The 12,940-nt window shown below is 52.4% G+C and carries 14 protein-coding genes and 1 rRNA gene; 14 read left to right on the forward strand and 1 reads right to left on the reverse strand.

What is annotated here, in order from left to right; all coding sequences use genetic code 11:
• The first annotated feature begins 10 nt into the window (after positions 1–10).
• The 12 genes from RJP21_RS29070 (at position 11) to lysS (ending at position 11,053) form a co-directional block, all read left to right on the forward strand.
• Entirely contained in the window at positions 11–973 is a 963-nt protein-coding gene (locus tag RJP21_RS29070; protein ID WP_310862314.1) for a peptidyl-prolyl cis-trans isomerase, read from the forward strand.
• A gap of 275 nt (positions 974–1,248) precedes the next feature.
• Positions 1,249–2,187 carry a cysteine synthase A gene (gene cysK, locus RJP21_RS29075; RefSeq protein WP_160045459.1) on the forward strand — a complete coding sequence of 313 codons (939 nt, stop codon included), beginning with the start codon at positions 1,249–1,251 and terminating at the stop codon, positions 2,185–2,187.
• Positions 2,188–2,474: 287 nt separating this feature from the next.
• The gene (locus RJP21_RS29080; protein WP_310862315.1) at positions 2,475–4,064 is read left to right on the forward strand and encodes an anthranilate synthase component I family protein; all 1,590 of its coding nucleotides are present in this window, start codon (positions 2,475–2,477) and stop codon (positions 4,062–4,064) included.
• The gene (gene pabA / locus RJP21_RS29085; protein WP_310862316.1) at positions 4,061–4,642 is read left to right on the forward strand and encodes an aminodeoxychorismate/anthranilate synthase component II; all 582 of its coding nucleotides are present in this window, start codon (positions 4,061–4,063) and stop codon (positions 4,640–4,642) included. The genes RJP21_RS29080 and pabA overlap by 4 nt, the downstream gene beginning before the upstream one ends.
• Complete coding sequence (locus tag RJP21_RS29090) at positions 4,639–5,547, forward strand: aminotransferase class IV (RefSeq protein ID WP_310862317.1); 909 nt, start codon at positions 4,639–4,641, stop codon at positions 5,545–5,547. Before pabA ends, RJP21_RS29090 begins: the two co-directional genes overlap by 4 nt.
• Positions 5,528–6,388: a dihydropteroate synthase gene (gene folP / locus RJP21_RS29095; RefSeq protein WP_310862318.1), complete on the forward strand. Its 861-nt coding sequence runs from the start codon at positions 5,528–5,530 to the stop codon at positions 6,386–6,388. Before RJP21_RS29090 ends, folP begins: the two co-directional genes overlap by 20 nt.
• A 25-nt stretch (positions 6,389–6,413) precedes the next feature.
• The gene (gene folB, locus RJP21_RS29100) at positions 6,414–6,776 is read left to right on the forward strand and encodes a dihydroneopterin aldolase (protein WP_160045464.1); all 363 of its coding nucleotides are present in this window, start codon (positions 6,414–6,416) and stop codon (positions 6,774–6,776) included.
• A gap of 67 nt (positions 6,777–6,843) precedes the next feature.
• Positions 6,844–7,392: a 2-amino-4-hydroxy-6-hydroxymethyldihydropteridine diphosphokinase gene (gene folK / locus RJP21_RS29105; protein ID WP_310862319.1), complete on the forward strand. Its 549-nt coding sequence runs from the start codon at positions 6,844–6,846 to the stop codon at positions 7,390–7,392.
• A complete protein-coding gene (locus RJP21_RS29110; RefSeq protein ID WP_310862320.1) occupies positions 7,344–7,547 on the forward strand; it encodes a helix-turn-helix domain-containing protein in 204 nt (67 codons plus the stop codon). The genes folK and RJP21_RS29110 overlap by 49 nt, the downstream gene beginning before the upstream one ends.
• A gap of 54 nt (positions 7,548–7,601) precedes the next feature.
• Positions 7,602–8,621 (forward strand): tRNA dihydrouridine synthase DusB, encoded by a 1,020-nt coding sequence (gene dusB / locus RJP21_RS29115; protein ID WP_310862321.1) that lies wholly within the window; start codon positions 7,602–7,604, stop codon positions 8,619–8,621.
• Positions 8,622–8,893: 272 nt separating this feature from the next.
• Positions 8,894–9,370, forward strand: coding sequence for a transcription elongation factor GreA (greA, locus tag RJP21_RS29120; protein WP_160045468.1), 477 nt, complete (start codon positions 8,894–8,896; stop codon positions 9,368–9,370).
• Between the two features lie 165 nt (positions 9,371–9,535).
• A complete protein-coding gene (gene lysS / locus RJP21_RS29125; protein WP_310862322.1) occupies positions 9,536–11,053 on the forward strand; it encodes a lysine--tRNA ligase in 1,518 nt (505 codons plus the stop codon).
• Positions 11,054–11,117: 64 nt separating this feature from the next.
• On the opposite strand, the gene RJP21_RS29130 is transcribed toward lysS, so the two are convergent.
• Complete coding sequence (locus RJP21_RS29130) at positions 11,118–11,744, reverse strand: TetR/AcrR family transcriptional regulator (RefSeq protein WP_310862323.1); 627 nt, start codon at positions 11,742–11,744, stop codon at positions 11,118–11,120.
• Between the two features lie 94 nt (positions 11,745–11,838).
• Between RJP21_RS29130 and RJP21_RS29135 the strand changes: the two genes are divergently transcribed.
• Entirely contained in the window at positions 11,839–12,372 is a 534-nt protein-coding gene (locus tag RJP21_RS29135) for a hypothetical protein (RefSeq protein WP_310862324.1), read from the forward strand.
• Positions 12,373–12,817: 445 nt separating this feature from the next.
• Positions 12,818–12,940, forward strand: a 16S ribosomal RNA gene (locus RJP21_RS29140); the annotation flags it as partial.

A 12,940-nucleotide genomic window follows, 5' to 3' on the forward strand; every position in this document is an offset into this window, starting at 1 on the left:
GGACCATGGGATGATGACCAGACAAGAGAAGGCGCTATGGGCCGCAGTCATCATTTTGGCAGCGGGCGTGTTGGTTATGGGGAGCCTGATCGTCATCCGCGGATTGAAGCCGGCCGAAGCGGCGCACGAACCGGAAGAAGAGCATAACGGCGCGAAGGCCGTTGCTCTATTCGACGGGCAGTTCATCACGGAGGACGAGTGGATAGAAGAGTTGAAGCGGACGCATGGACACGAGATGCTGCTGCAGATGCTGAATGAGAAGGCGGTAAATGCGGAAGCCGACAGGCTGCAAATCCGGGTCACGCCGGAGGAGATCGCGGAAAGGGTCAAAGCGGACGCAGCCGGGTACGAGTCGGTGGATGCTTATTATCAGTCGATGTACGCCCAGCTGGGATTGTCCCCGGCCGACGTGCGTGAGGAGGCGGCTTACCAGCTGAAGCTTGAGAAAATCGCCATCGTCAATATCGATATCAGCGACGAGGAAGTAGACCGTTATATCGATCAGCACCAAGAGGAGTTTGAGCCTAAAAAGCAATACGAGCTCGCCTGGATCAAACTCAAAACCCGCAAAGAAGCTAATCGGACGCTGGACCGGTTGGAACAAGGCGAGGATTTCGGCAAGCTGGCGGAAGAACTGACCCTTGACGAATTTACCCGTCAGCAGGGCGGGAGGCTCGGATGGATCCAAGAAGACGATCCGTTCGTTTCGGCAGAGGTGCTCGACACCGCCAAGGATCTTCAGGCTGGGGATATCGCCGGTCCGATCCAGCTGGAGGACGAAGGATATGCGGTTATCCAAGTCATTGACATCCAAAAGGGCGAAAAGCAAACGAACGAGGAGATCCGCGCCAACGTCCGCAAGCAGCTTGCACTGAACGAGGCCGTTCCGTTGACACAGCTGGAGGCGCAGCTGCGCGACAAATACGGAGCAAACGTCGTTACGGATAAAACCCCGGAAAAAGGGGGAAAATAAGGCATGTTATTCAAACCTTTGCCGTATGGACCGAGGATTCCATATAGCGGGGTTTGTTTTTTTGCGCCGAAGTTTTTTCCTCAAGATTATTTAGGGGAATGACGGCGGCTTCCCGTGGTTCATATTGACATTCGAATGGAAGGTTGTTAAGATAAAGGTACTAAATACCTACTTATTTACTCGGATATAAAATCGGTTTTTACAGCCAGACGCACGAACTGAATCCGCATACATTTTAAAATGAATTTTACCGTTCAAAAGGGAGGATTTTTACTATGGCTAAAGTCGTGAACAATGTTACTGAATTGATCGGCAGCACCCCGCTTGTTCGTTTGAACCGTCTGGTTCCGGAAGACAGCGCGGAAATTTACCTGAAACTCGAGTACCAGAACCCCGGCGCAAGCGTGAAGGACCGGATCGCCATCAGCATCGTCGAGGAAGCCGAGAAAGACGGCACGCTGAAACCGGGCGGCACGATCGTGGAAGCAACAAGCGGCAACACCGGAATCGGCCTGGCCATGGTCGCTGCGGCTAAAGGATACAAAGCGGTAATCGTCATGCCGGAAACGATGAGCTTGGAACGCCGCAACCTGCTTCGCGCATACGGAGCCGAGCTGGTGTTGACCCCGGGAGCGGAAGGCATGAACGGCGCCGTTAAAAAAGCCGAAGAAATCGTAAGGGAAAACCCCGGTTATTTCATGGCTGAGCAGTTCAAAAACCCGGCCAACGTAAAAATCCACCGCGAAACGACGGGTCCGGAAATCGTCGAAGCGATCGAATCGATCGGCGGCACGCTGGACGCTTTTGTTGCGGGCATCGGTACGGGCGGAACGATCTCCGGGGCCGGCGAAGTGCTGAAGCAACGTTTCCCTGACATCAAAATCGTGGCGGTCGAGCCTGCGGCTTCTCCAATTTTGGCCGGCGGCAAGCCGGGTCCGCACAAGATCCAAGGCCTTGGCGCGAACTTCATTCCGGATATTTTGAACCGTGAAATCTATGATGAAATCATCCATGTCGAGAACGAAGAAGCCTTTGAAACGGCGCGCCGCGTGGCGAAAGAAGAAGGCGTTCTTGCCGGCATTTCTTCCGGCGCCGCGGTCTCTGCCGCTCTGAAGGTTGCCAAGGAACTCGGTAAAGGAAAACGGATCGTCGTGATCATTCCAAGCAACGGCGAACGTTACCTCAGCACCCCGCTTTACAATTTCGAAGGTTAATTGGGAGCTATCAGCCCTGCTGCCGTTCAAACGGCGGCAGGGTTTTTTGATGATAGCAGAAAGTATAAACTACAGAGCTATTACTTCCTGATATTGCAACCCCAAAACTACCTTTAAGCGCGGTCTGTCTTCTATGAAAGTACGTCGATAGACTTTTTTCTTAAGAAACGCCTCGTTTTCCAACAAAAACACGGGAAAAGGCCTTTTCAAAAAGGAAGCGGGCAAGTATACTGACAACCAATAGCAAGCTTTGCAGCGAAAGGGATGAAGCGATGTACGGGGAAAGTATGATGACAATCGAACATTGGAAAAGGTGGGCCGGACAGGGCTGCACGATCCTTCCATTTGTACTGGAAACGTCATTCCAGGCAAACGAAGGCGGATTGCCCGCCTCCTGGTCGCATGCCTGGAAGCAGGCATCTCCGTATTCCTTCGTCCTCGAAAGCGGCAAGGATGGACGGTACACTTACTTGGGGTTGAAGCCTGTATCGGTCTTGCAGGGAAAAGGCGGGCAGGCGCGAATAACGGATCTTCTGAAAGGCGGCACCGCTTATACGGCAGGTTCTCCGCTTGAAGTCATCAAACGCTGGATGGAGCCGTACCAAGCCCCGACGCCGGCGGAAAGGGCGGGCATTGCGGCCGATTTGCCGCCGTTCCTTGGAGGATGCGTCGGTTTTCTGGGTTACGATGTCGTCCGGTTCATTGAAACGCTGCCGCAAATCGCGGCGGATCAGCCGGACATCCCGGACTATCTTTGGATGTTGTTCGATGAAATTTGGATTTACGACCATGAGGAGCAAAAGCTGGCCTGCGCGGTCCATATGACGATAACGAAAGAAACCGACCTGAAAGCGGCTTATGGAGCGGCCAAAGAAAAGGCCCAAGCGATGTTTGACCGTTGGGATCGGTTTACGGCGCAGGCACGGGCGGAACTTGAGGAAGAGAAGCTGCATCGGCAAAGGCGGATGGCTGAGGCTCCCCCGGAGCTCGATTCCGGCGAATGGCCCGGGATGAAAAGCGCCTTTACGCAGGAAGCTTTTGAACAGGCGGTATCGGCGATTCAAGATTATATCCGGCAGGGCGACGTGTTTCAGGTTAACTTGTCGCTTAGGCAGGAACAGGAGCTGCAATCCGAACCGGAGCGGATCTATGAATGGTTGAGGCTGCTGAATCCCTCCCCGTATATGGGTCTGCTTCGTTCTCCCGGATTCAGCCTTGCGAGCGCGTCGCCGGAGCTGCTGGTGAAGCGCCAGGGGGACACCATCAGCGCCCGTCCGATTGCCGGCACGCGCCGCCGCGGGCGTACGAAGGCCGAAGACGAGGCAATGGCTGCGGAGCTGCTTGGCAGCGAAAAGGAGCGCGCGGAGCATGTCATGCTGGTCGACCTTGAGCGCAACGATATCGGCAAGGTTGCTGCTTACGGTACGGTACAAGTACCGGAACTATTGACCGTCGAGCATTACTCCCACGTCATGCATCTGGTATCCCAGGTAGAGGGGCGGCTAGCCCAGGACAAGGATGCTTTCGACGTCATCGCCGCGTTGTTCCCGGGCGGAACGATTACCGGAGCGCCGAAGGTGCGCACGATGGAGATTATCGAAGAACTGGAGCCGGTTAGACGAGGGCCTTACACAGGTTCGATGGGCTGGATTGACTATAATGGAAATTTGGAATTAAATATTATCATAAGAACGCTGGTCGTTTCGGACGGGATCGGCATGATCCAGACCGGTGCGGGCGTCGTGATCGACTCCGAGCCTTACCGCGAATACCGCGAGTGCCATAATAAAGCCAAAGCCGTCGTCAAGGCCGTCCTTTTGAGCGAAAAGGAAGCGGCTGAGGGACCGGCCCGGCGTGAAAAGGAGATGAGAGCATGATTCTGGTGATCGACAATTATGACTCTTTTACGTACAACCTGGTTCAATATCTCGGGGAGCTGGGGGAAGAGGTTAAAGTATACCGCAATGACGAAATCGACATCCCGGGAATCGAAGCGCTTGCTCCCGATCATATTTTGATTTCGCCGGGGCCTTGCACTCCGAACGAAGCGGGAATCAGCCTCGAGGCCATTGAGCATTTTAAAGGAAAGATTCCGATTTTCGGCGTGTGCCTCGGGCATCAGGCGATCGGACAGGCGTTTGGAGGCCGGGTCGTCCGCGCCGAGCGGCTGATGCACGGCAAAACGTCTCCTATTTTGCATCAAGGAACGTCCGTTTTCGAGGGACTGCCGTCCCCGTTTACGGCGACGCGGTATCATTCCCTGCTGGTGGAACGCAGCACCCTGCCCGACTGCCTGGAAATTACGGCGGAGACGGAAGAGGGAGAAATTATGGGGCTGCGCCACAAGGAATACCCGATCGAAGGCGTCCAATTTCATCCCGAGTCGATCATTACCGACCATGGACATCAGATGCTCCGCAATTTCTTGAAGCGGACGGCAACGACGGGCGTATGAATCGGATTCTGCTAAACGGTCAAAGTATGGATGCTTCTGCTGCCGTGGTCTCCGTAATGGATCACGGCTTTTTATACGGCATGGGGTTGTTTGAAACGTTCCGGACTTATAGCGGAAAGCCGTTTTTATTGGAAAGGCATTTGGACCGGCTGACGGAGGGCTGCAAAACGCTGGGCATTGACGTTTCCGTCCTTCCGGATACCCGGCAGCTGCGGGATTGGATCGGCGAACTCATGCAGGCCAACGGTCTGAAGGAGGCTTATATCCGTTATACGGTGAGTGCGGGAGAAGACGTGCTCGGCCTGCCGGCGGGGATGTATAGCCGTCCGAATACCGTGTTGATGGCCAAACCGCTGCCTGAGCCGCCGGAGAGGCTGTATACCCATGGCAAGGCGCTTAAGCTGCTGAATACCCGCCGCAATACGCCGGAAGGTCCGGTCCGTTTGAAATCGCTGCATTACATGAACAACATTTTGGCGAAAAGGGAGCTTTCCTCCGACCCCGAAGCGGTTCGCCTGCATGCCGAAGGCTTGATGCTGAGCGCCGACGGTTACCTTTCGGAGGGGATCGTCAGCAATCTTTTTTTCGTGAAAAGCAGCGTTCTCTACACGCCCGATACGGCCTGCGGCCTGCTGCCCGGCATTACGCGCGGTTTGGTGCTGGAGCTTGCGTCTGCTGCAGGGATCCGCTATGAGGAAGGTTTTTATACTTGGGAAGAGTTGATGCAAGCGGACGAAATTTGGCTGACCACCTCCATTCAGGAGCTGGTGCCCGTCACTTCACTGATCGATCATACCGGCACGGCCCTCGTCATTAGCGGCGGCAGAATCGGACCGGTAACGGATACACTGCTGCGGTTGTACCGGCAGCGAACGGGAGGTTATCATGAAAACGACAATCTATGAACGGACATATCGGATGGGCGAAGCGGTGCTTGAGCTTGGTGCATCCACGAAAATTATGGGCATTTTGAACGTGACCCCCGATTCTTTTTCCGATGGAGGCCGCTATGTCGATCCCGAGCAGGCGGTTCGGCACGCCCTTCAGATGGTGGAGGACGGTGCGGATTTGATCGACATCGGCGGCGAGTCGACGCGCCCGGGTTACGAGCCGGTGCCTGCGGAAGAGGAGCTGCGCCGGATCATTCCGGTCATTGAAGCCTTGCACCGCGCCGCTCCCCACATCCCGATTTCAGTGGACACGTATAAGGCAGAGGTAGCTCGGGAGGCCATCAAGGCGGGAGCCCATATCATGAACGACATTTGGGGGGGCAAAAAGGATCCCGACATGCTGCAAGCGGCGGCGGAACTCGGCTGCCCGGTGATATTGATGCATAACAGGAAAGATATGAATTACGGCGATTTTGCGGCCGACGTCGTGCGGGATCTGGAGGAAAGCGTCGAATTGGCGCTGAAAGCCGGTGTTGCGGGAGAGAGGATCATCTTGGACCCGGGTGTCGGTTTTGCGAAAAACCTGCCGGAAAATTTGCGGATTATGACGCAGCTCGACAGACTGGTGAAGATCGGATATCCGGTGCTGCTGGCTACTTCCCGCAAAAAATTCATCCGTACGGTGCTCGATCTCCCGGTCGACGATATCGTGGAAGGCACGGCCGCCACAGTCGCGTTCGGCATCGCCCAAGGCTGCCAAATCGTGCGTGTCCACGACATCAAACCAATCAAGCGGACCGTAGATATGTGCGACGCGATGCTGTATGCCTCGCCGGATACGATAAGGGTAAAATAACATAAAACGGAGGTTCGACCGATCTATGGATAAAATGAAGCTGCATCGGATGGAATATTACGGGTACCACGGCGTGTTCGAGGAAGAGCGCAAGCTGGGCCAACGTTTTTATATCGATTTGGAGCTGGAGCTCGATTTGCGGGAAGCAGGGAAAAACGACGATTTGAGCAAAACGGTAAATTATGCCGAAGTGCACGAAATCGTGAAAAAAGTCGTTGAGACCGAGTCTTTCCGCCTCATTGAAGCGCTCGGCGAACGTGTTGCATCCTTGTTATTGGACACTTATACTAGTATCGATGCATTGACGGTTAAAGTGACCAAACCGCACCCTCCCTTTGACATCCATTTTCAGGGCGTCACCGTGGAGCTTTACAGAACGAGGAATTAGCGGAGGTTGGACGTTTGACACCTTTCGTTTCCGCTAATATCCCAAAACAAGAAAGCGAGAATCCGCCATGTACGCACAATCCACCTCTGAGCCATCAGAGGCTTATATTGCTTTAGGGGCCAATTTAGGGGACCGGGAAGAGACGTTAATGGAAGCGGTGCGGCGTCTCGACCGATCGCCGGACGTAACCGTCCTCGAATGCTCCAATTTATATGAGACCGAGCCTGTCGGGTATGTGGACCAGCCCCTTTTCCTGAATATGGCCGTTCGGGTCCGCACCCGGCTCGATGCTTACGGACTGCTGCATGTCATGCAGCGAATCGAAAAAGAACTCGGACGCATCCGGCATATCCGCTGGGGCCCGCGGACCGTCGATTTGGATCTGATTTGGATGGAAGGGCGCAGGGAAAACACGGAGGAGCTGATTTTGCCGCATCCGCGCATGGAGGAGCGTTTGTTTGTCCTTGTCCCGCTCAAGGATATCGTGCCTGCGGATGAAACCTCCGGATTGCAGGCCATTCTATCGGCAGCCTTGGAAAGACTGGATGGAAAGGACGGTTTACAGCTTTGGAAAACATGCAGCTGGCACAGCGCATCCGCGCCTTCCGGAAGTTAAAAGGATACACCCAACAGGAGTTGGCATCGGGCTGCGGCATTTCGCTGACGGTTCTCGGGGCCATTGAGCGCGGCAACCGTCTTGCCGAGGACCGAACGCTTGCAAAAATTGCGGAGGTGCTGGGCATATCGGTCGAGGAGCTTGCCAATAAGTAGAATTTTGTTACGGGTAGATAGATTTTGAATAAAATTTAGGAGCGATATGGAACAATGCTGAAAATTGGCGATATCGAAATGAAAAACCAAGTCGTCTTAGCTCCAATGGCGGGCGTCTGCAACCCGGCTTTCCGCCTGATCGCCAAAGAATTCGGAACGGGGCTTGTATGCGCGGAGATGGTCAGCGGCAAAGCGATTGTGCACGGCAATCAGCGCACGCAGGAAATGCTTTTTGTCGATGAGCGCGAAAAACCGCTGAGCCTGCAAATTTTCGGGGGTGACCGGATATCGTTGGTGGAAGCCGCCAAAGTCGTGGACAAACAAACGAATGCCGACATTATCGACATCAACATGGGCTGCCCTGCGCCCAAAGTGACCAAAATCGACGCGGGCGCCCGTTGGCTGCTCGATTCGAACAAAATTTATGATATGGTAGCGGCCGTGGTGGATGCGGTGGAAAAACCGGTAACGGTAAAAATGCGCACAGGCTGGGACAGCGACCATATTTATGCCGTCGAAAACGCCCAAGCCGTCGAACGCGCGGGAGGAAAAGCCGTCAGCGTTCATGGACGCACCCGCGAGCAACTGTATACCGGCCACGCCGACTGGGATATTATAAAACAAGTTAAAGAGTCGGTGTCGATTCCGGTCATCGGCAACGGGGACGTGGTGACGCCGGAGGATGCGCGCCGGATGCTGGACCAAACCGGGGTCGACGGGGTCATGATTGGCCGCGGAGCGCTCGGCAACCCATGGATGTTGTACCGGACGATCGAATATTTGAAAACCGGCGAGCTGCTTCCCGAGCCGTCAGGCGAAGAGAAAATCCGGATTGCGATTTTGCATATGGACCGTCTGATCGCATTGCGCGGAGAGGCGGTAGCCGTGCGCGAAATGCGCAAACATTTGGCCTGGTATTTGAAAGGGCTTAAAGGATCTGCCCGCATCAAGGACGAAATCATGGAAGAAACGAAGCGGGATGAAATGGTCAAAATTTTGGAAAATTTTGTGGCAGGCCTCAAAGAGCGGGAAGAACGGGAAGCTCACGCGGCTGAAGAGACGGCTGTTTCCTAATAATTTCGCTTCTCATGACCATGCATATACAATATTGCGTGCGATTGACATTTTGAAATGCTTACCATATAATTTTTCAGTATAAATTCGACTTTATCCTTAATACAGCGGAAGGATGTTCTGATCCTTCAAACTTTGCATAAATATAGATTGATCTAAGGCAAGCTGGGTAGTTCATTCTATAATCCGATTCCATTTCATAATGAATGAACATTCGTCGTGAAATGGAACCGTGTTTAAATTTATTTAACATGACAGGAGAATCGGTTAAGATGAGCGATAAAGAAGTCATTCTGACACAGGACGGACTCAAAAAGCTGGAAGACGAACTCGAGAACCTGAAATCAGTCAAGCGCCGCGAGGTTGCGGAACGGATTAAGGTAGCCATCGGCTACGGCGATATTAGCGAAAACTCGGAATACGAGGACGCCAAAAATGAACAGGCATTTATTGAAGGGCGTATCATTACCCTGGAAAAAATGCTTCGTAATGCGCGCATCATCAACAACGACGAGATCAATACCGATATTGTCGGCGTAGGCGCGACCGTGATCGTACAGGATATGGAGTACGGCGATACAATGGAATACACCATTGTGGGCACGGCCGAATCCGATCCGCTCAACAACAAAATTTCGAATGAAAGCCCGGTGGGCAAGGCGATTTTGGGCAAGCAGAAAGGCGCCGTCGTGGACGTTAACGTTCCTGCGGGCGTCATCCAGTACAAAATCATCGACATTAAGAAATAAGACCGGCATGCTTTAGGATTGTTAGAAAGAGCTTCCTTTAGGAAGCTTTTTTTTCAGATATACAGGCCGAGCTGGGAAAGAATGCATTTTTCTCCGGTTTTTTGCCAGGCATTACCCTGTTTTTCATTGATGGACAGGCAGTAGGATTGAAGGAGTGACGATAAAATGTCGGAAGAAGTAAACAACAACGAACAGGAACTTGAACTTAGCGAAATGCTGCAAATCCGCCGCGGAAAGCTGGACGAGCTGCGCGGTCTCGGGATTGACCCTTTCGGAAAAAAATACGACCGCACTCACCATGCCGGGGATCTGCTTAAGAAATATGACGGCATGACCAAAGAAGAGCTGGACGAGCAGCATGTCGAAGTCCGCGTTGCGGGCCGGATTATGGCCAAACGGGGCATGGGCAAAGCGATTTTTGCCCACATTCAGGATCTGAGCGGCAAAATTCAAATTTACGTGCGTCAGGATTCCGTGCCTGAAACGGCGTTTGAAGCGTTCCGTCTGCTTGACCTCGGGGACATTGTCGGAATCGCCGGCACGATGTTCAAGACCAAAACGGGAGAAACTACAATCAAAGCGAGCGAGGTCGAGGTGCTGGCGAAGTCCCTCAATCCGCTGCCTGACAAATATCACGGGCTGAAAGACGTCGAGCTGCGTTATCGCCAGCGTTACGTCGATTTGATCATCAACCCGGAAGTACAGCAAACGTTCATTACGCGTTCCCGCATTATTCAATCGATGCGCCGGTACTTGGATTCGCAAGGGTATTTGGAAGTGGAAACGCCGACGCTGCACGCCATCGCTGGCGGCGCCGCGGCGAAGCCGTTTATTACGCATCATAACGCGCTTGACATGGAGCTTTACATGCGCATCGCGATTGAACTTCACTTGAAGCGCCTCATTGTCGGGGGCCTGGAAAAAGTGTACGAAATCGGGCGCGTATACCGGAATGAGGGCATTTCCACCCGTCACAACCCGGAATTCACCATGATCGAGCTGTATGAAGCATATGCGGACTACAAGGACATCATGAATCTGACCGAAAACCTGATCGCTCACATTGCGCAGGAGGTACTCGGAACTCAAGTCATCAATTATCAAGGCCATGAGGTTAACCTTGCGCCGGGTTGGCGCCGCGTATCCATGGTAGATGCCGTGAAAGAAGTGAAAGGCGTCGACTTCGGCGTGCATATGACGGACGAAGAAGCTCATCGCCTTGCCAAAGAGCATAACGTCAAAGTCGAGCCGCATATGACCTTCGGCCATATCCTGAACGCGTTTTTCGAGGAGTTCGTGGAGGAAACGTTGATTCAGCCGACCTTCGTTACCGGTCATCCGGTTGAAATTTCGCCGCTGGCGAAGAAAAACGAAGAGGATCCGCGTTTCACGGACCGTTTCGAGCTGTTTGTCGTGGCGCGTGAACACGCGAATGCTTTCAGCGAGCTGAATGATCCGATCGACCAGCGCCAGCGTTTTGAAGCGCAGCTCAAAGAACGTGAACAGGGCAATGACGAAGCCCATGAGATGGACGAGGACTTCCTGAACGCGCTCGAGTACGGCATGCCGCCAACAGGCGGACTCGGGATCGGTGTCGACCGTCTCGTGATGCTGTTGACCAACTCGCCTTCGATCCGCGACGTACTGCTCTTCCCTCATATGAGAAACCGTACGCAGGAGTAATCCGGATACGTAAGTCGGGAGATTCTGCCTAGCTCGTAAAATAAAAAGGAACAACGTGACTGGTTCACGTTTGTTCCTTTTTTTGCGTTTGGCCGGACGGCGGGCGGCAAATCGAAATAAGATGCCTATGTACAGCTCTTCGCATGATGTCGGCCGTTACTTTCTTTGGCCTGAGCACGGCATGGATGGCCAATCCGTCGATCAAGGCATAAAATCGCTCGATTTCAACTTCCATGTCTAGGTCCGGCAAAGCCAAGTTATTGACGGTTAATTCATTCATGATTTTAATGAAAACCGTTCTGAGGTCATCATCAACTTCCATCCGATGTTTGGCGAGGTCCTTGTCGGACAACGATTTGACGACAAAAGCAAACCAAACCTCCATTTCGAGTCGTTTCTCCTCATCGGTGGGTAAAATCTCATCGACCAAGAGAGGAATGTCCGATAAAAGATCCCCGCTGAATGCGATGTTCGTTATCCGGTTTCCGACGCGGTCGGAAACCATCTTCATGGCGTAGGACAGCAATTCCGAATGGGTTGTGAAGTAATGGCGCATCGAGCCGACGGATAAACCGGCTTCATCGGCGACATTACGAACCGAAGCTTGATCCAGCCCCATTTTTTGAATGACTCGCCAGGTGGCTTCAGCGACTTTTTTCCTTTGTTTTTCATGATCCACGATTTTAGGCATGTCTTTAGTATAACATCGATCTTGTTTTTTTAACACAGTCGTGTTAAATTGTTTTTAATACAATCGTTCTAAAAAGAGAGAGGATGATATCACCATGATTGCAGCCTTAATTGTAGGATGCGAAGTTGCATTTTGGGTACTTGTTCTTGCTGGATTAACCGCAAGGTATATCGCTGGATGGAAGCGTGTCGGAGGTGTCTTGCTGGTTGCCACTCCAGTTGTTGATCTGCTGCTTCTTATATTTACGATCATCGATTTGCGGAATGGAGCCAAAGCGGAATTCATGCATGGACTCGCGGCGGTTTATATTGGAGTTACCGTGGCGTATGGGCACAGGATGATCAAGTGGGCGGATGAGAGATTCGCGTACCGGTTTGGAGGGGGAAAGAAACCGGATCCGGCTCCAAAGCACGGAAAGGAGCACGCTCGACGCGAAAGGGAGGGATGGTACCGGCATGTTCTGGCCTGGATTGTGGGAGTCATTCTGCTCATGCTTATGATTTGGATCGTAAACGAACCGTCCCGCACGGAAGCTTTGAAGAAAATACCGATGTGGTGGGGCGCGATTTTGGGAATCGACTTTTTGATTAGTTTCAGCTACACGTTATGGCCTAAACAGAAGCGATAGTGGGGGAGGGATATAAGTTATCTCGAATATGAACACAGCGATGGGTAGAAACGAAAATACAATTCAGAGGCTTATATCCCTAAATCTATCATAATTATAAAAAGTGCTTGCACGTTTGTTGAAATCATGTTATATTATTATTCCGGCTAGGAAATGCAATGTAACATTGCGAGCTAGCAAGCTTCAAAACTTTGAATGAAAAATTAATTTCAAAAAAAGCTTGCAAAACCGGGCAGAACATGATATATTATAAAAGTTGCTGCTGAACATTACGGCGGCGACGAAAATGAAATGTTTGATCTTTGAAAACTGAACAACGAGTGAGATTAGACCTTGCTTGCAAGGTCGACAGCGAAGCAAATCGGTTCGAGTCTTTTGACTGAATGATTTGCGGAGCATAAATGAGAATTATTTCTCGTCAGATTCAAAATGAGCTATATCAACTTTCTTGGAGAGTTTGATCCTGGCTCAGGACGAACGCTGGCGGCGTGCCTAATACATGCAAGTCGAGCGGACCTTAGCGATCTTCGGATCGCTCTTGGTTAGCGGCGGACGGGTGAGTAACACG

Source organism: Paenibacillus sp. VCA1 (genome assembly GCF_031583795.1).
Lineage (GTDB): Bacteria > Bacillota > Bacilli > Paenibacillales > Paenibacillaceae > Paenibacillus_AQ > Paenibacillus_AQ albilobatus.

What these genes read in the sequence shown, in the direction of transcription:
- RJP21_RS29070 (WP_310862314.1), top strand. Translation starts at nt 11, where the DNA reads ATGATGACCAGACAAGAGAAGGCGCTATGGGCCGCAGTCATCATTTTG.
- cysK (WP_160045459.1), top strand. Translation starts at nt 1,249, where the DNA reads ATGGCTAAAGTCGTGAACAATGTTACTGAATTGATCGGCAGCACCCCG.
- RJP21_RS29080 (WP_310862315.1), top strand. Translation starts at nt 2,475, where the DNA reads ATGATGACAATCGAACATTGGAAAAGGTGGGCCGGACAGGGCTGCACG.
- pabA (WP_310862316.1), top strand. Translation starts at nt 4,061, where the DNA reads ATGATTCTGGTGATCGACAATTATGACTCTTTTACGTACAACCTGGTT.
- RJP21_RS29090 (WP_310862317.1), top strand. Translation starts at nt 4,639, where the DNA reads ATGAATCGGATTCTGCTAAACGGTCAAAGTATGGATGCTTCTGCTGCC.
- folP (WP_310862318.1), top strand. Translation starts at nt 5,528, where the DNA reads ATGAAAACGACAATCTATGAACGGACATATCGGATGGGCGAAGCGGTG.
- folB (WP_160045464.1), top strand. Translation starts at nt 6,414, where the DNA reads ATGGATAAAATGAAGCTGCATCGGATGGAATATTACGGGTACCACGGC.
- folK (WP_310862319.1), top strand. Translation starts at nt 6,844, where the DNA reads ATGTACGCACAATCCACCTCTGAGCCATCAGAGGCTTATATTGCTTTA.
- dusB (WP_310862321.1), top strand. Translation starts at nt 7,602, where the DNA reads ATGCTGAAAATTGGCGATATCGAAATGAAAAACCAAGTCGTCTTAGCT.
- greA (WP_160045468.1), top strand. Translation starts at nt 8,894, where the DNA reads ATGAGCGATAAAGAAGTCATTCTGACACAGGACGGACTCAAAAAGCTG.
- lysS (WP_310862322.1), top strand. Translation starts at nt 9,536, where the DNA reads ATGTCGGAAGAAGTAAACAACAACGAACAGGAACTTGAACTTAGCGAA.
- RJP21_RS29130 (WP_310862323.1), bottom strand. Translation starts at nt 11,744, where the DNA reads ATGCCTAAAATCGTGGATCATGAAAAACAAAGGAAAAAAGTCGCTGAA.
- RJP21_RS29135 (WP_310862324.1), top strand. Translation starts at nt 11,839, where the DNA reads ATGATTGCAGCCTTAATTGTAGGATGCGAAGTTGCATTTTGGGTACTT.